The organism is Streptomyces sp. BPTC-684 (assembly GCF_030028635.1).
GTDB classification, from domain to species: domain Bacteria; phylum Actinomycetota; class Actinomycetes; order Streptomycetales; family Streptomycetaceae; genus Streptomyces; species Streptomyces noboritoensis.
The window spans coordinates 4,955,821-4,973,260 of record NZ_CP124863.1 but is presented as its reverse complement, the minus strand read 5'-3'; the positions used below and the strand labels follow the sequence as shown (position 1 = coordinate 4,973,260).

Genomic DNA, 17,440 nt, shown 5'->3' with positions numbered 1-17,440 from the left:
GTAGAAGGGTGGTGAAACCGGAACCGGCGCCCACCAAGTGGGCGCCGGTCACGGCGAGTTGAACTCTAGGGCCTGACGGCGGTACGAGAGGGGCACCGGCGCGAAGCGGAGGGAGCGGTCCTCCGATCAGCCGACCAAGCCGTCCGCCATCTCCTCGGTCAGATTGGACTCGGTGCCGGGGATGCCCAGATCCTGCGCCCGTTTGTCCGCCATGGCGAGCAGCCGGCGGATCCGGCCCGCGACCGCGTCCTTGGTCAGCGGCGGTTCGGCGAGCGCGCCCAGCTCCTCCAGGGAGGCCTGCTTGTGCTCCATGCGCAGCCGCCCGGCGGCCGCCAGGTGCTCCGGCACCTCCTCGCCCAGGATCTCCAGGGCGCGCTGCACCCGGGCCCCGGCGGCGACGGCGGCCCGCGCCGAGCGGCGCAGATTGGCGTCGTCGAAGTTGGCCAGGCGGTTGGCGGTGGCCCGGACCTCGCGGCGCATCCGCCGCTCCTCCCAGGCGAGCACCGACTCGTGCGCGCCGAGCCGGGTCAGCAGGGCGCCGATCGCGTCGCCGTCGCGCACGACCACGCGGTCCACGCCGCGCACCTCGCGGGCCTTGGCGGCGATCTGGAGCCTGCGAGCCGCGCCGACCAGCGCGAGGGCCGCCTCCGGGCCCGGGCAGGTCACCTCCAGGGAGGAGGAGCGGCCCGGCTCGGTGAGCGAGCCGTGGGCCAGGAAGGCCCCGCGCCAGGCCGCCTCGGCGTCACAGGTGGCCCCCGAGACCACCTGGGGCGGGAGACCCCGGATGGGGCGGCCCCGGCCGTCCACGAGGCCGGTCTGGCGCGCCAGCTGGTCGCCGCCCGCCACCACCCGTACGACGAAGCGCGAGCCGCGGCGCAGCCCGCCCGGAGCCATCACGATCAGCTCGGAGCTGTGGCCGAAGATCTCCAGGATGTCCCGCTTGAGCCGGCGCGCCGCCATCGCGGTGTCCAGCTCCGCCTCGATCACGATGCGGCCGCTGACCAGGTGGAGGCCGCCCGCGAACCGCAGGATCGACGAGACCTCCGCCTTCCTGCAGCAGGTCCGGGTGACGGGGAGCCGGGAGATCTCATCCTTCACCGCTGCCGTCATCGCCATGGGCCGATCCTTCCATGCATCCGAAAAATACGGTCGTACGCGGCGGCCAACAGCTCCCGGTCGTGCTTCGGGGACCCGTCGAGGGCGGCGACCGCCGCCAGCTCGACCACGGCGCCGAGCTGCTTGGCGGCGTCGGCGAGGGACTCGCGGTCGGGCACGGCGGCCTCGTCGGCCAGCACCACGTCCAGGGCGAGTTTAGGGGCGTGTCGTCCCAAAACCTCCAAATGACGCTGCGGAGAGAAGCCATCGGTTTCGCCGGGCTGGGGCGCCAGGTTCAGCGAGAGCACCTTGCGGGCCTTGGTCACCGTGAGCGCGTCGAGCAGCTCGGGCACCAGCAGGTGCGGGATGACCGAGGAGAACCAGGAGCCCGGGCCGAGCACCACCCAGTCGGCGTCCAGGACGGCCTCCACCGCCTCCGGGACCGCCGGCGGATCGTGCGGGACCAGGTTGACCGACTGCACCTCACCGGGGGTGAGCGCCACCGTCGCCTGGCCGCGGACCGTGTCCACGTCCGTGGGGCGGGCCGGGTCGTGGCCCCGGACCAGCGCCTCCAGCTCCAGCGGGACGGCGGACATCGGCAGCACCCTGCCGTGCGCCCCGAGGAGCTTGCCGACCAGGTCGAGCGCCTGGACGTGGTCGCCCAGCTGCTCCCACAGGGCCACGATCAGCAGATTGCCGACCGCGTGCTCGTGCAGGTCGCCCTGGGACTGGAAGCGGTGCTGGATGACCCGGGCCCAGGTCTGGCCCCAGTCGTCGTCGCCGCAGAGCGCCGCCAGCGCCTTGCGCAGGTCGCCCGGCGGCAGCACGCCCAGCTCCTCGCGGAGCCGGCCGCTGGAACCGCCGTCGTCGGCCACGGTGACGACGGCGGTCAGGTCGCCGGTGATCCGGCGCAGCGCCGCGAGCGACGCGGAGAGGCCCATGCCGCCGCCCAGGGCGACGACCTTGGGCTGGGCGCCACGCTTGCGGCCGGTGCGCAGCACCGGTCCGCTCGTGCGCCGTCGGTACACCTTCACTCGCGCCCCATGTCCCGGTGTACGACGACGGTCTCGATCCCCTCGGAGGCGAGACGGGCGGCCAGCTTCTCGGACATCGCGACGGAGCGGTGCTTGCCGCCGGTGCAGCCGACGGCGATCGTCACGTACCGCTTGCCCTCGCGGCGGTAGCCCGTCGCGATCAGCTGGAGCAGCTCGCTGTACTGGTTGAGGAACTCCTTGGCGCCCGGCTGGTTGAAGACGTAGCCGGACACCTCCTCGTTCAGGCCCGTGAACGGGCGCAGCTCCGGCACCCAGTGCGGGTTCGGCAGGAAGCGGCAGTCCACCACCAGGTCGGCGTCGACCGGCAGGCCGTACTTGTAGCCGAACGACATCACCGTGGCGCGCAGCTCCGGCTCCTCGTCCCCGGCGAACTGGGCGTCCATCTTGGCGCGCAGCTCGTGGACGTTGAGGCTGGAGGTGTCGATCACCAGGTCGGCGTCGCCGCGCAGCTCGCGCAGCAGGTCGCGCTCGGCCGCGATGCCGTCGACGATCCGGCCGTCGCCCTGCAGCGGGTGCGGGCGGCGGACCGACTCGAAGCGGCGCACCAGCGCGTCGTCGGACGACTCCAGGAAGACGATCCGCCGGGTGACCTGCTTGGAGTCCAGGTCGGCCAGCGACTCGCGGAGGTTGTCGAAGAAACGGCGGCCGCGCACGTCGACGACGACGGCGATGCGGGCCACATTGCCCTGGGACCGGGCGCCGAGCTCCACCATGGTGGGGATCAGCGCGGGCGGCAGGTTGTCGACGACGAACCAGCCGAGGTCCTCCAGGCACTTGGCGGCGGTGCTGCGCCCGGCGCCGGACATCCCGGAGATGATCACCAGCTCGGGGATGGCCGGTTCTGCGGCGTCGTTCGTCGTGCCCGTACTCACGTGTGCGGCTCCAGCTTCTGCGTCTGTTCGGTCGTGCTCAGTCATTTCGCGGATCCCCCGTCGTCCTCTTCAATGATCTCTCCTGTCGCCGTGTTCACGGCGGGTGCGGCCGGAGCTGCCTGTGCCAGGGCCGCGGCCACGGTCTCGGCCGTCTTGCGGCCTATCCCGGGAACTTCACAGATCTGCTCGATTGTCGCCGACCGGAGCCGCTTCACCGAGCCGAAATGCTTGACGAGAGCCTGTTTGCGGGACTCGCCGAGGCCCGGCACCGCGTCCAGGGGGCTCGCCTTGAACCGCTTCGTCCGCTTGGCCCGCTGATAGGTGATGGCGAACCGGTGGGCCTCGTCACGCACGCGCTGGAGCAGATACAGCCCCTCGCTGGAGCGGGGCAGGACGACGGGGTCGTCGTCGTCCGGCAGCCAGACCTCCTCCAGGCGCTTGGCGAGCCCGCAGACCGCCACGTCGTCTATGCCCAGCTCGTCCAGGGCCCGCTTGGCGGCCGCCACCTGCGGCTGCCCGCCGTCGACCACCACGAGCTGCGGCGGGTAGGCGAACCGCTTGGGCCGCCCGTCCTCGGTGCGGGGACCGGCCTCCACGGGGGCCTCGCCGGGCGCCGGGACCTCGCCGGAGGGGGCCGGGCCCGCCTCGGCGCCCCCGTCCTCCTCGCCGTCCGCCCACTCCCCCAACCGGGCGCTCTCGGCCAGGTACCGCTTGAAGCGGCGGGTGATCACCTCGTGCATGGACCGGACGTCGTCCTGGCCCTCGAAGCCCTTGATCTGGAAGCGCCGGTACTCGCTCTTCCTGGCCAGGCCGTCCTCGAAGACGACCATGGAGGCCACCACGTCCTCGCCCTGGAGGTGCGAGATGTCGAAGCACTCGATCCGCAGCGGGGCGCTGTCGAGGTCCAGGGCCTGGGCGATCTCCTCCAGGGCCCGGGAGCGGGTGGTCAGGTCGGAGGCGCGCTTGGTCTTGTGCAGCGCGAGCGCCTGCTGCGCGTTGCGCGCGACCGTCGCCATCAGGTCCTTCTTGTCGCCGCGCTGCGGGATCCGCAGCGACACCTGCGACCCGCGCCGCCCGGCCAGCCAGGCGCCGACCGACTCGGCGTCCTCGGGGAGCGCCGGGACCAGTACCTCCTTCGGTACGGAGTCGCCGGTCTCCTCCCCGTACAGCTGCTGGAGGGCGTGCTCGACCAGGCCCGCCGTGTCGACGGCCTCGACCTTGTCGGTGACCCAGCCGCGCTGGCCCCGCACCCGTCCGCCGCGCACGTGGAAGATCTGGACGGCCGCCTCCAGCTCGTCCTCGGCGACCGCGATCAGGTCCGCGTCGGTGGCGTCGGTGAACACCACCGCGTTCTTCTCCAGGGCGCGCCGCAGCGCCCCGATGTCGTCGCGCAGCCGCGCCGCCCGCTCGTACTCCATCTCCTCGGCCGCCGCCGCCATCTGCTTCTCCAGACGGCGGATGTACGTGCCGGTGCGCCCGGCCATGAAGTCGCAGAAGTCCTCGGCCAGTTCGCGGTGCTCCTCGGGCGTCACGCGGCCGACGCAGGGGGCGGCGCACTTGCCGATGTAGCCGAGCAGACAGGGGCGGCCGATCTGGGCGGAGCGCTTGAACACCCCGGCGGAGCACGTCCGTACGGGAAAGACGCGGAGCATCAGGTCCACGGTCTCGCGGATCGCCCACGCGTGTCCGTACGGACCGAAGTAGCGCACGCCCTTCTTCTTGGCGCCGCGCATCACCTGGACCCTCGGGAACTCCTCGTTGAGGGTGACCGCCAGGTACGGATAGCTCTTGTCGTCGCGGTACTTGACGTTGAAGCGGGGGTCGAACTCCTTGATCCACGAATATTCGAGCTGGAGGGCCTCGACCTCGGTGGAGACGACCGTCCACTCCACGGACGCGGCCGTGGTGACCATCGTGGCCGTGCGCGGGTGCAGGCTCGTGAGCGGCTGGAAGTAGTTCGCGAGCCGCTGGCGCAGGGACTTGGCCTTGCCGACGTAGATCACCCGGCGGTGTTCGTCCCGGAACTTGTAGACCCCCGGCGAGTCGGGGATCTGTCCCGGCTTGGGGCGGTAGGTGGAGGGGTCTGCCATGGCCACCACCCTACTGGCGGGGACCGACAACGCGGTTTCACGGGGGGCGCGGGCCTGTTCCCCTGTTCGCGCGAAGTCGAGAACCCGCCGAGGGGGCCCGGAGGGCCTTCAGGGGGGCGCGGGGAACTGCGCGACCAGCCACGCACGATCCGCAGCTGATCGCACAGTCCCAAGAACGGCCTACGCCCGGTTGCCCCCGCGCCGACGGCGCAGCGCCACGGTGCCCAGTCCGAGCGCCGCGAGGGCCCCCGCACCGGCCGTCACCGACGTGGCCGTGAGTGCGCCGTGCCCGCCGGTGGCGGTCGCCGCCGCCTGGGCCCGCGCTTCCTCAGGGCTCTGCCCGTACCCCCCGGCCTTGCCCGACTTCGCGTACGCGGAGCCGGGCAGCTTGTCGCCGTAGGCCCGCTGGACGCGCTTCTGGTAGGCGCCCAGGGTGGTGCCCTTGGCGCCGACCGCCCGCACCGCGTCCTCGTCCAGGGGGAGCACGGTGGCGCCCTTCTGGACGTACCAGGCGTTGATCTGCGGCTCCTGGAAGACGGTGCCGCCCGGCAGCCTGCTCGCGCCCGCCGCGGCGTAGCGGGCCTCGTCGTCACCGGTGGCTATGTTCACCACCTTCCAGGTGGTGCCCTGCGGAACGGTCCACAGGGAGGCCTTCTGGCCGTCCGAGGAGACGGCCGTGGAGGCGAGGTACTCCAGCTTCGCCACGGAGGCGCCCGCCCGCCCGGCGACGAACTCCGGGGAGAGCGTGTAGACGGGCACCGCGTCGCCCTGGATGCGCGGGGCGGCGGCGGTCAGGGACACCTTGCCGTCCCGCGCGAAGAAGCGGGAGAGCGTGTCGAGGGTCGCCGGGGCCGCGGCCGCCCGGTGGGCGGCCGCCTTGGAGTCGGCCGTCGCCGTGGGGTGCTCGGCGGCCGCCGCGTACGGGGCGGCCAGGCCGGCGAGGCCGGTGAGCAGCGCCGCGACGGCGGCGGAGGAGGAGGACAGACGTCGCAGGGTCATCGTCGTCACGCCCCGATCCGGTAGAGCGAGTGGGTCCAGGAGAACGAGTCGTTGTCGACGTACCAGTCGTGCGAGGCCCAGTTGTAGCGGTTGCTGGAGGGCCAGGGGTCGCCCCAGTAGACCCAGCTGCTGGCGGTGTCGTACCCGTAGATCACATGCATGTGACCGCCGCCGCCGGCCCACTGGATGCGGGTCTCCATGGGCCGGTTGGCGTTGATCTCGGTCTGTACGGTCGAGTAGCGCAGCCACCCGCTGACGTACGAGCCGGAGTTGATCCCGGCCCAGCTCAGGGCGTTCTGCACATTGCCCAGGTCGGCCTGCCAGTTGGGGCAGTCGTAGCCCTGCTGGCGCCCGAAGGCGGCGTTGCAGAACTGGTTCTGGCTGTAGTTGCGCCCGAACCAGGTGGCGATGGTGTTTCCGCTGGCGGCCCAGCACCAGTTGTTCTTCTGCTGGGCCTGCATGGTGATGTTGAGCCGCTTCGACGTGGCTGCCGTGGCGGACGGCGTGTCGGCGGCGGTACGGGTGTCGGTGGCGGCGGTCGTGTGGGCGGCTGCGGTCGTGCCGTGCGGGGATGCGACGGCGCTCGCCGTGGGGGCGGCGAGCAGGGCCGTCACCACGAGGGCGAGGGCCGAAAGCCGTCTCTTGCGGTTGTGCATCGCGTTCCTCCCGAAGCGGGGGGTGTGGGGATCGGAGGAGCGCGTCCGGACGCTTTCGGTGAGCATCGAACGTTGTCGTGAGCTGGTCAACGCGCTTCAATGCGGGGTGAGACGCGGGTGTGAACGGAGTGGCCGCCATGTGAACGGGCCTCCCGGGCCCACCAGGCCACCCGGGTCCCGCGGCGACCCGTGACCACCCCCCGCCGTGAACGTTCACTGTGCGGCCCGAAGTCCCCTGGCCGGCGGCGCAGTTGAACCAGGCCGCCCGTGCGGCCACCCCCCACCGAGATCCGAAGCAGTCCCGAGGGAGTCCCCCATGCTCCACACCGATGCCGATCTGGCACAGGTGCTGCACACCGGTCCGTTCCATCTGGCGCTGCGCGCCGCGCTCGCCGTCCGCGGACTTCCGCTCCAACGCGTCCAGCACCATCTCGCCGGGCGCGGCGTCAAGGTCGGTGTGACCAGCCTCAGTTACTGGCAGCAGGGCGCGCGGCGGCCGCAGCGCGCCGAGTCGCTGCGGGCGGTGCGCGCCCTGGAGGAGGTCCTCGGGCTGCCGGACCGGTCGCTGCTGCGACTGCTCGACGACGGCGACGCGCGCGAGGCGGAACGCCCGGCGGGCCGCTCCTACCGCTCGCTCGTGGAGGCCTCCGGGGTCGTCGAGCGGCTGATCACGGGCCTGGAGTCACCGGTGGACGGCGGGCTGCACACCGTCGGCCACCAGGAGCGGGTCCGCGTCGGGGCGCACCGGGAGATGCTCGGCCGCGACTCCCAGCAGGTGGTACGGGCCCACCGGGACGGCGTCGACCGCTATCTCGCCATCCACCACGGAGACCCGGGCTGCGACCCGTCCCGGGTCCGGGTGCGCGCCGCCGAGAACTGCCGCACCGGGCGGGTGCGCTGGGACGCCGAGACCGGCGTCCTGGTGGCCGAGCTGCTCTTCGACGCCCGGCTGCGGGCAGGTGAGACGTACCTCTTCGGCTACGGCTTCGAGGACGGCACGGCCGGGACGAGCAGCGAGTACGTACGCGGCTTCAGCTTCGCGGGCGGGCAGTACGTGCTCCAGGTCCGCTTCGACGAGCAGGCCCTGCCGGTGCGATGCCGCCGCTTCTCCCGGACCTCGGCCGGCGCGGCCCGCTCGGCCCGGGGCGACCTGACGCTGAGCGGGCAGCACCGGACGGTGCACCTGGTCGAGCAGGGGGTGCGGCCGGGAATCCTGGGGATCGACTGGGACTGGGCGTGAGGGTGTCCGCCTACGTACGTAGTACGTAGGCAGTGCTCCTACGCATCTGGGCCGGCGACGAGCTTGCCGTTCTTGACCTTCACCGGGACGGAGGGCAGCGGGACCGTCGCCGGGCCCTGGACCGGCTTGCCGGTCATCACGTTGAAGCGGCTGCCGTGGCAGGGGCAGTTCCCGTGCCCGTCCTCGATCTTGTCGAGGACGCAGCCGGCGTGGGTGCACTGGGCGCTGAACGCCTTGTACTCGCCCTTGGCCGGGCAGGACACCATCAGCCGCTGCTCGCGGTAGAGCTTGGCCCCGCCGACCGGGATCTCCTCGGGCGCGCCCAGGGCGACCGGCTCGGTCGGGGTGGGCGTCCCGGCGTGGCCGAGCTTGGAGTCGGTGGAGCAGGCGGCTGCTCCCAGCCCGGCGGCCCCGGCGAGGGCCGCGCCTTTCAGCACGGTACGACGGGCGGCGGGCTGGCCGGGCATGGGGTCTCCACAGGTCATGGGGGGTTGGTGACGTATCCGACGATACCGGCGGGAGCTGTGGGGCTCAGGGGGTGGGTGGTGGCGGGGGCCGGGGCTGGACGGGACCGGTCCGGATGGGTGTACGTTCGGCCGCGTGATCGTCGTCGCCGGAGAAGCCCTCATCGACCTCGTCCCCGAGCGCCCCGGCGACCGGCTGGGCCCGCTGTCGCCCCGGCTCGGGGGCGGCCCGTACAACACGGCGGTGGCCCTCGGGCGGCTGGGCGCCGAGGCCGCGTTCTGCTCGCGCGTGTCGACGGACGGCTTCGGCGAGGCGCTGCTCGACGGTCTGCGCGCCGCCGGTGTCGACACCTCCCTGGTCCAGCGCGGCCCCGAGCCGACGACGCTGGCGGTGGCGACGGTGGGGGCGGACGGGGCGGCCGGATACGGCTTCTACGCCTCCGGCACGGCCGACCGCCTCTTCGAGCTCCCGCCCGAACTCCCCTCCGGCGTACGGGCGCTGGCGCTCGGCACGTGCTCGCTGGTCCTGGAGCCGGGGGCGTCGGCGTACGAGGCGCTGCTGCGGCGGGAGTCGGGGCGGGGCGTGTTCACCCTGCTCGACCCGAACATCCGCCCCGGCCTGGTCCCGGACGCGGACGCCTACCGGGCGCGCTTCCGCTCCTGGCTGCCGTACGTGTCCCTGCTGAAGCTGTCCGAGGAGGACGCGGCGTGGCTGGGCGGCGGGGTGGAGTCGTGGCTGGCGGCGGGGCCGGAAGCGGTGGTGCTGACGCGGGGCGCGGCGGGGATGACGGTGTGGACCCGGTCCGGTCCGCGTGAGGTCTCCGTCCCCGGCGAGCGGGTCGAGGTGGTCGACACGATCGGGGCGGGGGACACGGTGAACGCGGCGCTGCTGCATGTGGTGGCGGGGCGGGGGCCGCTGTCCGCGGCCGGGTGGCGCGCGGCGCTGTCCTACGCGGCGCACGCGGCGGCCCTGACGTGCGGGAAGCGGGGGGCGCAGCCGCCACACGCCACGTCGCTGAGAACCCCCACCCCGCCCCTTCCCTAAACCCTCCGGGGGTGGGTGGGGGTGGAGGTGGTCTCCCGGGGGCTACGCCCCCGGACCCCGTTCGTCTGCGGGTTGTGTGTGGCTGGTCCCGCAGTTCCCCGCGCCCCTGGAAGCGCCCCTCCGGGGCGCCCAGGGGATGCCGCGCAGCGGCATTTTCAGGGGCGCGGGGAACTGCGCGAGCAACCACCGACGGCCCGCAGACGGACGGGGTCCCAGGGGCCGAAGCCCCCGGGACCGGCGGCGTCAGGCCTTGCGGGGCCGGGATGCCGTCTTCTTGGCCGGGGCCTTCGCCGCCGCCTTCTTCGCCGGCGCCCGCTTCGTCGCCCTCCGTACAGGAACCGGCTCCGCGTCACTGATCCGGTCCGCGCCCAGGATGTCGCGCAGGAACTTCCCCGTGTGGCTCGCCGCCGCCGACGCGACCTGCTCCGGCGTGCCCTCGGCGATCACCAGGCCGCCGCCGCTGCCGCCCTCGGGGCCCATGTCCACGACCCAGTCCGCCGTCTTGATGACATCGAGGTTGTGCTCGATGACGATCACCGAGTTCCCCTTGTCGACAAGGCCCGACAAGACCTTGATCAGCTTCGAGATGTCCTCGAAGTGGAGCCCGGTCGTCGGCTCGTCCAGGACGTACACCGTCCGCCCCGTCGACCGCTTCTGCAGCTCGGACGCCAGCTTCACCCGCTGCGCCTCACCACCGGAGAGGGTCGGCGCGGACTGGCCGAGGCGGACGTAACCGAGCCCCACCTCGTTCAGCGTCCGCAGGTGACGGGCGATCGTCGGCACCGCCTCGAAGAACTCCAGCGCCTCCTCGATCGGCATGTCGAGGACCTCGGCGATGGACTTGCCCTTGTAGTGGACCTCCAGCGTCTCCCGGTTGTAGCGCGCCCCGTGGCAGACCTCGCACGGCACGTACACGTCCGGCAGGAAGTTCATCTCGATCTTGATCGTGCCGTCGCCCGAGCAGTTCTCGCAGCGGCCGCCCTTGACGTTGAAGGAGAACCGGCCCGGGAGGTAGCCCCGCACCTTCGCCTCCATCGTCTCGGCGAACAGCTTGCGCACGTTGTCGAAGACGCCCGTGTACGTCGCCGGGTTCGACCGCGGCGTACGGCCGATCGGCGACTGGTCGACGTGGACGACCTTGTCGACCAGGTCGTCGCCCTCCACGCGCGTGTGCCGCCCGGGCACCGCCCGCGCGCCGTTCAGCTCGCGCGCCAGGTGCGTGTAGAGGATGTCGTTGACCAGGGTCGACTTTCCGGATCCGGAGACACCGGTGACCGCGGTCAGCACGCCCAGCGGGAACGCGACGTCGATGTCCCGGAGGTTGTTCTCCTTGGCGCCGTGCACGGTGAGCTTGCGCGAGGGGTCCGCCGGGCGCCGTACGTCCGGCAGCGGGATGGACTTCTTGCCCGCCAGGTACTGACCCGTCATCGACTCCTTGTTGGCGAGGAGCTGCTTCAACGGGCCGCTGTGGACGACCTTTCCGCCGTGCTCACCGGCGCCCGGGCCGATGTCGACGACCCAGTCGGCCACCTTGATGGTGTCCTCGTCGTGCTCGACGACGATCAGCGTGTTGCCCATGTCGCGCAGGCGCACCAGCGTCTCGATCAGCCGGTGGTTGTCCCGCTGGTGCAGACCGATCGACGGCTCGTCCAGCACGTAGAGGACGCCGACCAGGCCCGAGCCGATCTGGGTGGCGAGGCGGATGCGCTGGGCCTCGCCGCCGGACAGCGTCCCGGCGGCGCGGTTGAGCGAGAGGTAGTCGAGGCCGACGTCGACGAGGAAGCGCAGCCGCTCGTTGACCTCCTTCAGGACCCGCTCGGCGATCTTCTTGTCGCGCGCGTTGAGCTTGAGCTCGCCCAGGAAGTCGGCGCAGTCGCTGATCGACATCGCGGAGACCTCGGCGATGGAGCGGTCCATCACGGTGACCGCGAGGACCAGCGGCTTCAGTCGCGTGCCCTCACAGGTGGGGCAGTGGACCTCGCGCATATAGCCCTCGAAGCGCTCGCGCGCCCCGTCGGACTCCGCCTCCGAGTGGCGCCGCTTGACGAACGGCACCGCGCCCTCGAAGGAGGTCGTGTACGCGCGCTCCCGTCCGTACCGGTTCCGGTAGCGCACCTCGATCTGCGTCTTGTGGCCGTACAGCAGCGCCTTCTTGGCGCGCTGCGGCAGCCCCGCCCAGGGGATGTCCGTACGGAAGCCGAGCTCGTCGGCGAGCGCGCCGACCAGGCGGGCGAAGTAGTCCTTGGTGTGGCCGAGCGACCACGGGGAGACCGCGCCCTCGTCGAGGGACTTCTCCTCGTCCGGGATGATCAGCTCGGGGTCGACCTCCATGCGCGTGCCGATGCCCGTGCAGTCGGGGCAGGCGCCGAAGGGCGAGTTGAAGGAGAAGGAGCGCGGCTCCAGCTCCTCGAAGGACAGGTCGTCGTACGGGCAGTACAGATGCTCCGAGTACATCTTCTCGCGCTCGGGGTCGTCGGCCGCCAGGTCGACGAAGTCGAGCACGACCATGCCGCCGGACAGGCCGAGCGCGGTCTCCACCGAGTCGGTGAGGCGGCGCTTGGCGGAGTCCTTCACGGTGAGGCGGTCGATGACCACCTCGATGGTGTGCTTCTCCTGCTTCTTCAGCTTGGGCGGCTCGGAGAGCTGGATCGTCTCGCCGTCCACGCGCGCGCGGCTGTAGCCCTTGGTCTGGAGGTCGGCGAAGAGGTCGACGAACTCGCCCTTGCGCTCGCGCACCAGCGGCGAGAGCACCTGGAAGCGGCTGCCCTCGGGCAGCTCCAGCACCTTGTCGACGATGGCCTGCGGCGACTGGCGGGTGATCGGCCGGCGGCACTCGGGGCAGTGCGGCTTGCCAATGCGCGCGAAGAGCAGACGCAGGTAGTCGTAGACCTCGGTGATGGTGCCGACCGTCGAGCGCGGGTTGCGCGAGGTCGACTTCTGGTCGATGGAGACCGCGGGCGACAGACCTTCGATGAAGTCGACGTCCGGCTTGTCCATCTGGCCGAGGAACTGGCGGGCGTACGAGGAGAGCGACTCGACGTAGCGGCGCTGCCCCTCGGCGAAGATCGTGTCGAACGCGAGGGACGACTTGCCCGACCCCGAGAGCCCGGTGAAGACGATGAGGGAGTCGCGCGGGAGGTCGAGCGAGACGTTCTTGAGATTGTGCTCGCGCGCGCCACGGACGATGAGACGGTCGGCCACGCCGGTCCGCACCTTTCTTGAAGAGAAGCAGGGGGGCGGAGCCCCCGTCTCAGACTATGGGGGGTCGCCAGGGCGATGGTTCGTTTTACAGCCAAGGATGCCTGATGCCACTGACGAGCCTATAGCACGCGCATTCGATTTACGGACTCGTCCAAGCGGCTTCACCCGAATGAGTGGCAGGACTATCGTCGGCCGCATGATTGATCATGCGCAGGACCTGGCGTCTGTACGGGAAGCCACCGACCGGCTGCTCACCGCAGCCGCCGAAATGGACAACGCGGCGGTCGCCGAGCCGTCACGGCTGCCGGGCTGGAGCCGCGGCCACGTGCTCGCCCATGTCGCCCGCAACGCGGACGCGCTCGTCAACGTGCTCGCCGGCCGCCCCATGTACGAGAGCGCCGAGGCCCGGGACGCCGACATCGCGCGCGACGCGGCGCGCCCGCTCGACACCCACCTCGCCGACGTGCGCGAGAGCGCCGCCCGCTTCCAGGAGGAGGGCGCCCGGCCCGCAGACTGGGCCCGTACGGTCGAGCTCCGCAACGGCGTCCTCGACCAGGCCGCCCGCATCCCCTTCCGGCGGCTGATCGAGGTCGAGCTGCACCACGTCGACCTGGGCGTCGGCTACGAGCTCGAGGACCTGCCGGACGAGTTCGTCCGGCGCGAGATCCAGTTCCTGGCCGACCGTTTCTCGGGGAACGCCTCGGTCCCGCCGGTCATCCTCACCGGCAACAACGGCCACACCCTGCGCACCGGTGGCACGGAAGGCACCCCGGTGACCGTGGGCGGCCCCGCGTGGGACCTGCTCGGCTGGCTCGCGGGCCGCAGGGACGGCGCCGCCCTGGAGGCCTCGGGCGGCCCGCTGCCCGCCCTGCCGCCGCTGTAGGCCCGGCGTTACGCTGAGCCCATGACGTACAGCGGAGCGGTGAAGGTCGGCGGTCCGGCGGATGTCCACGAGCTCGGGGATCTGATGATCTCCAAGGTCGCGGTCGGCCCGATGGACAACAACGCGTATCTGCTGCGCTGCCGGGCCACCGGCGAGCAGCTCCTGATCGACGCGGCGGCCGACCCCTCGACCCTCCTGACGCTGATCGGTGACGACGGCATCAAGTCCGTCGTCACCACCCACCGCCACGGCGACCACTGGCAGGCGCTCGCCGAGGTCGTCGCCGCCACCGGCGCGACGACCTACGCGGGCCGCTACGACGCCGAGGGCATCCCCGTCCCGACCGACGTCCCCGTCGAAGACGGGGACACGATCAGCGTCGGCCGGGTCGAGCTGACCGCCCGCCACCTGGTCGGCCACACCCCGGGCTCGATCGCGCTGGTCTACGACGACCCGCACGGCCACCCGCACCTGTTCACCGGCGACTGCCTGTTCCCGGGCGGGGTCGGCAACACCCGCAAGGACCCGCAGGCCTTCGCCAGCCTCATCAACGACGTGGAGACCAAGCTCTTCGCGGTGCTGCCGGACGAGACCTGGGTGTACCCGGGCCACGGCAACGACACCACGCTCGGCGAGGAGCGCCCCAAGCTGCCGGAGTGGCACGCGCGCGGCTGGTAGCCCGTATCGGGGCGAGGCGCTCGTTCGCGGCGCGGGCATGCTTCCGCCCGCCCCCCCGTAACCGCCCGTAAGCACGGGTAGTTGGCGCGGCATGCGCCTCTCCCCCACCTCTCCCCCCACACACGCACCACCGTCGATGGTCCGGCTCGCCGCCGCCTCGCTCGCCGGGACGGCGGTCGAGTTCTACGACTTCTTCGTGTACGGGACGGCCGCCGCGCTCGTCCTGGGCCCGCTCTTCTTCCCGACGTTCTCCCCGCTCGCCGGCAGCCTGGCCGCCTTCGGCACCTTCGGGATCGGATTCATCGCCCGTCCGCTCGGTTCTGTCGTCTTCGGTCATATCGGTGACCGGTACGGACGACGCCCGGTGCTGTTCCTCTCGCTGTTCCTGACCGGTCTCGCCACGGTCGCCGTCGGCTGTGTGCCCTCGTACGCGACGATCGGGGCCGCCGCCCCCGTCCTGCTGCTCGTGCTGCGCTTCCTGCAGGGGCTCGGCCTCGGCGGCGAGTGGGGCGGGGCCGTGCTGCTCACCGTGGAGCACGCGCCCGCGCGGCGCCGCGTCCTGTGGTCGTCCTTTCCGCAGATGGGCCCGTCCCTGGGGTTCCTGCTGGCCAACGGGGTGATGCTGGCGCTCTCGGCGGGGCTGACGGACGCCGAGTTCCGGTCGTGGGGGTGGCGGGTCCCGTTCTGGGGGGCGGGGCTGCTCGCGGCGGGCGGGCTGCTGCTGCGCTCCTCCCTCGCCGAGACGCCGCAGTTCCAGGAGATCGGCGAACGCGCCAAGCTGCCGCTGGCGGAGGTGGTACGCGACCACTGGCGGCTGGTGCTGCTGACGGCGGGCGCGCTGTCGGTCGGGTACGCCGTCTTCTACGCGGTGACCACCTGGGCGCTGGCGTACGCCACCGAGCGCCTCGGTGTGAGCCGTACGGTCATGCTCGTCTGCATCATGGCCGCCGTCGCCGTCAAGGGCGCGCTGACCCCGGTCTCGGCCCTGCTCGCCGACCGGTACGGGCGGCGGCCGCTCTGTCTGGCGGGGTGCACGGCCTGTGCGCTGTGGATGTTCCCGCTGGTCGCGCTGCTCCAGACCGGCGAACCGCTGCTGATGTTCGCCGGGTTCCTGGGCGCGCTGCTCGCGTTCATCACCATGTTCGCGGTGATCGCGGCCTATCTGCCGGAGCTCTACGAGCCCCGGGTGCGCTGCACGGGCGCCGCCGTCGGCTACAACCTGGGCGGGGTGCTGGGCGGCGCGCTGACGCCGATCGTGGCGACCGCGCTCGCCCGGGGCGAGGGGCCGCCGTGGGGCGTGGCGGCCTATCTGACCGGGATCGCGCTGCTGAGCCTCGGCTGCTTCGCGCTGCTGCCGGAGACCCGGCCGGTGCCCGACACGGCGGAGGCGGGGGTCGAGGCGGCGCCCGCCTGACCGCCCCTGGGGGGCCGCGCGGGGCTCCCAGGGGCCGCCGAGGGCTTACAGGTCCTCCGACTCCTCTACGTCGCAGTCCGTGAAGGCGGGCGGGCGCGTCGACAGCGCCGCGAGCTGCTTGGCGAGCTCGGTCGTCTCCGGCGCGTCGCTGTTGGCCATCGCCTCCTCGTACGAGTCGAACTCGACCACGGCCAGGTAGCGGTTCGGGTTGGCCCGGTCGCGCAGCAGGGTGCGGTGCGAGGGGCCGAGCTTGCGGCCCTCGGCCCGGGCCCTCTCCTCGTACTGGCGGATGAGCTCGCGCATCTCGTCCGCACGCTCGGTCTCGAAGTCGATGATCTGCGCGAACTTCATGGGGGCCTCCTGGTCCGCGGTGCCCCCGCCGACCGGGAGCTCTCCCCGTCCAAGCAAGCACCGGCCGACGGGCACGGCAACTCCGCGCCCGGCCGGCCGGTGCGCGCGCCGGTGCGGATGCACCGCGCGCCCCCCGGGGGTCAGACCCCGACGCTCTTCTTCTCGGCCTCCTCGGCCGCCGTCTGCTTCTTGGCGGCCATCAGGCTGGTGATCGTGGTGACGACCAGCACGCCGCAGATGACGGCGAGCGAGACGGGGATGGAGATCTCGGGGACGTTCACCCCGTTCTCGTGCAGGGCGTGCAGCACCAGCTTCACGCCGATGAAGCCGAGGATCACCGAGAGGCCGTAGCTGAGGTGGACCAGCTTCTTGAGCAGTCCGCCGATGAGGAAGTACAGCTGGCGCAGGCCCATCAGCGCGAAGGCGTTGGCGGTGAAGACGATGTACGGGTCCTGGGTCAGGCCGAAGATCGCGGGGATCGAGTCCATCGCGAACAGCACGTCGGTCATGCCGATGGCGAGCATCACGACGAGCAGCGGCGTCATGATCTTCTTGCCGTGCTCCTGGATGAAGAGCTTGGTGCCGTGGTACCGGTCGGCGACGCCGAACCGCTTCTCGATGGACTTGAGGAGGCGGTTCTCCTCGAACTCCTCGTCCTCCTCGTCGGAGCGCGCCTCCTGGATGAGCTTCCAGGCGGTGTAGATCAGGAAGGCGCCGAAGATGTAGAAGACCCAGGCGAAGTTGGCGATGACCGCGGCGCCGGCCGCGATGAAGATCGCCCGCAGCACCAGCGCTATCAGCACGCCGAAGAGCAGCACGCGCTGCTGGAGGTGGGTCGGCACCGAGAACTTCGCCATGATCAGGATGAAGACGAAGAGGTTGTCGACAGAGAGCGACTTCTCGGTGATGAAGCCCGCGAAGAACTCGCCGGACGCCTGGCTGTCGCCGAAGACCAGCAGGCCGACTCCGAAGAGCGCGGCGAGCACGATCCAGACGACCGTCCAGATTCCGGCTTCCTTGACCGACACGTCATGGGGCTTGCGCCCGATGAAGAAGTCGACCGCGATCAGGGCGCACAGACCGAGAATGGTCAGCACCCACAGGGTCAGGGAAACGTCCACAGTGCCTCCGGCTTCGTACCGCTACAGATCAGCGTCGTCGCTGCCGGAGGTCTCCTCCACCCGGGCGCGTGACCGTGCCGTGGGCCGGCGCCCCGGAACCGTCTCTTCGGGTCCGTATTGACGGGAACGCCGCAGTCGGGAGTACTCCCCTCCGCACCAAGAACCCTACCCCAATCACCAAGAGAAGGTAAAGGGAAGGGTAAAGAAGAACCAAGCCGGTGGGTGGGGAAGGGAGTGCGGGACCGGGCACGCGAGGGAGTACGAGGTGGGCGCGTG

The 17,440-nt window shown here is 71.6% G+C and carries 15 protein-coding genes; 5 read left to right on the top strand and 10 right to left on the bottom strand.

Features of this window, described 5'->3' with window-relative positions; translation table 11 throughout:
• Positions 1-126: 126 nt before the first annotated feature.
• The 6 genes from whiA to QIY60_RS21930 form a co-directional block, all read right to left on the bottom strand.
• Positions 127-1,116 carry a DNA-binding protein WhiA gene (gene whiA, locus QIY60_RS21955; RefSeq protein WP_283143977.1) on the bottom strand — a complete coding sequence of 330 codons (990 nt, stop codon included), beginning with the start codon at positions 1,114-1,116 and terminating at the stop codon, positions 127-129.
• The gene (gene yvcK / locus QIY60_RS21950; protein WP_283143976.1) at positions 1,107-2,129 is read right to left on the bottom strand and encodes a uridine diphosphate-N-acetylglucosamine-binding protein YvcK; all 1,023 of its coding nucleotides are present in this window, start codon (positions 2,127-2,129) and stop codon (positions 1,107-1,109) included. Before yvcK ends, whiA begins: the two co-directional genes overlap by 10 nt.
• Positions 2,126-3,067 carry an RNase adapter RapZ gene (rapZ, locus tag QIY60_RS21945; protein WP_283143975.1) on the bottom strand — a complete coding sequence of 314 codons (942 nt, stop codon included), beginning with the start codon at positions 3,065-3,067 and terminating at the stop codon, positions 2,126-2,128. Before rapZ ends, yvcK begins: the two co-directional genes overlap by 4 nt.
• Positions 3,064-5,112: an excinuclease ABC subunit UvrC gene (uvrC, locus tag QIY60_RS21940; RefSeq protein ID WP_283143974.1), complete on the bottom strand. Its 2,049-nt coding sequence runs from the start codon at positions 5,110-5,112 to the stop codon at positions 3,064-3,066. Before uvrC ends, rapZ begins: the two co-directional genes overlap by 4 nt.
• A 180-nt stretch (positions 5,113-5,292) precedes the next feature.
• The gene (locus QIY60_RS21935; RefSeq protein WP_283146031.1) at positions 5,293-6,111 is read right to left on the bottom strand and encodes a hypothetical protein; all 819 of its coding nucleotides are present in this window, start codon (positions 6,109-6,111) and stop codon (positions 5,293-5,295) included.
• A gap of 5 nt (positions 6,112-6,116) precedes the next feature.
• Positions 6,117-6,767 carry a papain-like cysteine protease family protein gene (locus QIY60_RS21930; protein ID WP_283143973.1) on the bottom strand — a complete coding sequence of 217 codons (651 nt, stop codon included), beginning with the start codon at positions 6,765-6,767 and terminating at the stop codon, positions 6,117-6,119.
• Between the two features lie 316 nt (positions 6,768-7,083).
• Here QIY60_RS21930 and QIY60_RS21925 point away from each other — a divergent pair, with 316 nt between their 5' ends.
• Complete coding sequence (locus tag QIY60_RS21925) at positions 7,084-8,007, top strand: hypothetical protein (protein WP_283143972.1); 924 nt, start codon at positions 7,084-7,086, stop codon at positions 8,005-8,007.
• A gap of 38 nt (positions 8,008-8,045) precedes the next feature.
• Here the strand turns inward: QIY60_RS21925 and QIY60_RS21920 are convergent, their stop codons facing one another.
• Entirely contained in the window at positions 8,046-8,474 is a 429-nt protein-coding gene (locus tag QIY60_RS21920) for a Rieske (2Fe-2S) protein (RefSeq protein WP_283143971.1), read from the bottom strand.
• Between the two features lie 133 nt (positions 8,475-8,607).
• Between QIY60_RS21920 and QIY60_RS21915 the strand changes: the two genes are divergently transcribed.
• Positions 8,608-9,516, top strand: coding sequence for a carbohydrate kinase (locus QIY60_RS21915; protein WP_283143970.1), 909 nt, complete (start codon positions 8,608-8,610; stop codon positions 9,514-9,516).
• A gap of 243 nt (positions 9,517-9,759) precedes the next feature.
• On the opposite strand, the gene uvrA is transcribed toward QIY60_RS21915, so the two are convergent.
• Complete coding sequence (gene uvrA / locus QIY60_RS21910; protein ID WP_283143969.1) at positions 9,760-12,717, bottom strand: excinuclease ABC subunit UvrA; 2,958 nt, start codon at positions 12,715-12,717, stop codon at positions 9,760-9,762.
• A gap of 196 nt (positions 12,718-12,913) precedes the next feature.
• On the opposite strand from uvrA, the gene QIY60_RS21905 reads away from it, so the two are divergent.
• From QIY60_RS21905 to QIY60_RS21895, 3 genes are all read left to right on the top strand, one after another.
• The gene (locus QIY60_RS21905) at positions 12,914-13,600 is read left to right on the top strand and encodes a maleylpyruvate isomerase family mycothiol-dependent enzyme (protein WP_283143968.1); all 687 of its coding nucleotides are present in this window, start codon (positions 12,914-12,916) and stop codon (positions 13,598-13,600) included.
• A 21-nt stretch (positions 13,601-13,621) separates the two neighbouring features.
• Positions 13,622-14,278, top strand: a complete 657-nt coding sequence (locus QIY60_RS21900) for an MBL fold metallo-hydrolase (protein WP_283143967.1) — start codon at positions 13,622-13,624, stop codon at positions 14,276-14,278.
• Positions 14,279-14,414: 136 nt separating this feature from the next.
• Complete coding sequence (locus QIY60_RS21895) at positions 14,415-15,692, top strand: MFS transporter (protein WP_283143966.1); 1,278 nt, start codon at positions 14,415-14,417, stop codon at positions 15,690-15,692.
• Between the two features lie 45 nt (positions 15,693-15,737).
• On the opposite strand, the gene QIY60_RS21890 is transcribed toward QIY60_RS21895, so the two are convergent.
• Complete coding sequence (locus QIY60_RS21890) at positions 15,738-16,043, bottom strand: hypothetical protein (RefSeq protein ID WP_283143965.1); 306 nt, start codon at positions 16,041-16,043, stop codon at positions 15,738-15,740.
• Positions 16,044-16,183: 140 nt separating this feature from the next.
• Positions 16,184-17,164 (bottom strand): TerC family protein, encoded by a 981-nt coding sequence (locus QIY60_RS21885; protein WP_283143964.1) that lies wholly within the window; start codon positions 17,162-17,164, stop codon positions 16,184-16,186.
• Positions 17,165-17,440: the final 276 nt, after the last annotated feature.

Excerpts from the sequence above, each read along its gene's own strand:
- whiA (WP_283143977.1), bottom strand. The coding sequence starts at position 1,116 with ATGGCGATGACGGCAGCGGTGAAGGATGAGATCTCCCGGCTCCCCGTC.
- uvrC (WP_283143974.1), bottom strand. The coding sequence starts at position 5,112 with ATGGCAGACCCCTCCACCTACCGCCCCAAGCCGGGACAGATCCCCGAC.
- QIY60_RS21895 (WP_283143966.1), top strand. The coding sequence starts at position 14,415 with ATGGTCCGGCTCGCCGCCGCCTCGCTCGCCGGGACGGCGGTCGAGTTC.
- QIY60_RS21935 (WP_283146031.1), bottom strand. The coding sequence starts at position 6,111 with ATGACCCTGCGACGTCTGTCCTCCTCCTCCGCCGCCGTCGCGGCGCTG.
- rapZ (WP_283143975.1), bottom strand. The coding sequence starts at position 3,067 with ATGACTGAGCACGACCGAACAGACGCAGAAGCTGGAGCCGCACACGTG.
- QIY60_RS21890 (WP_283143965.1), bottom strand. The coding sequence starts at position 16,043 with ATGAAGTTCGCGCAGATCATCGACTTCGAGACCGAGCGTGCGGACGAG.
- QIY60_RS21930 (WP_283143973.1), bottom strand. The coding sequence starts at position 6,767 with ATGCACAACCGCAAGAGACGGCTTTCGGCCCTCGCCCTCGTGGTGACG.
- QIY60_RS21905 (WP_283143968.1), top strand. The coding sequence starts at position 12,914 with ATGATTGATCATGCGCAGGACCTGGCGTCTGTACGGGAAGCCACCGAC.
- QIY60_RS21920 (WP_283143971.1), bottom strand. The coding sequence starts at position 8,474 with ATGCCCGGCCAGCCCGCCGCCCGTCGTACCGTGCTGAAAGGCGCGGCC.
- QIY60_RS21925 (WP_283143972.1), top strand. The coding sequence starts at position 7,084 with ATGCTCCACACCGATGCCGATCTGGCACAGGTGCTGCACACCGGTCCG.
- QIY60_RS21900 (WP_283143967.1), top strand. The coding sequence starts at position 13,622 with ATGACGTACAGCGGAGCGGTGAAGGTCGGCGGTCCGGCGGATGTCCAC.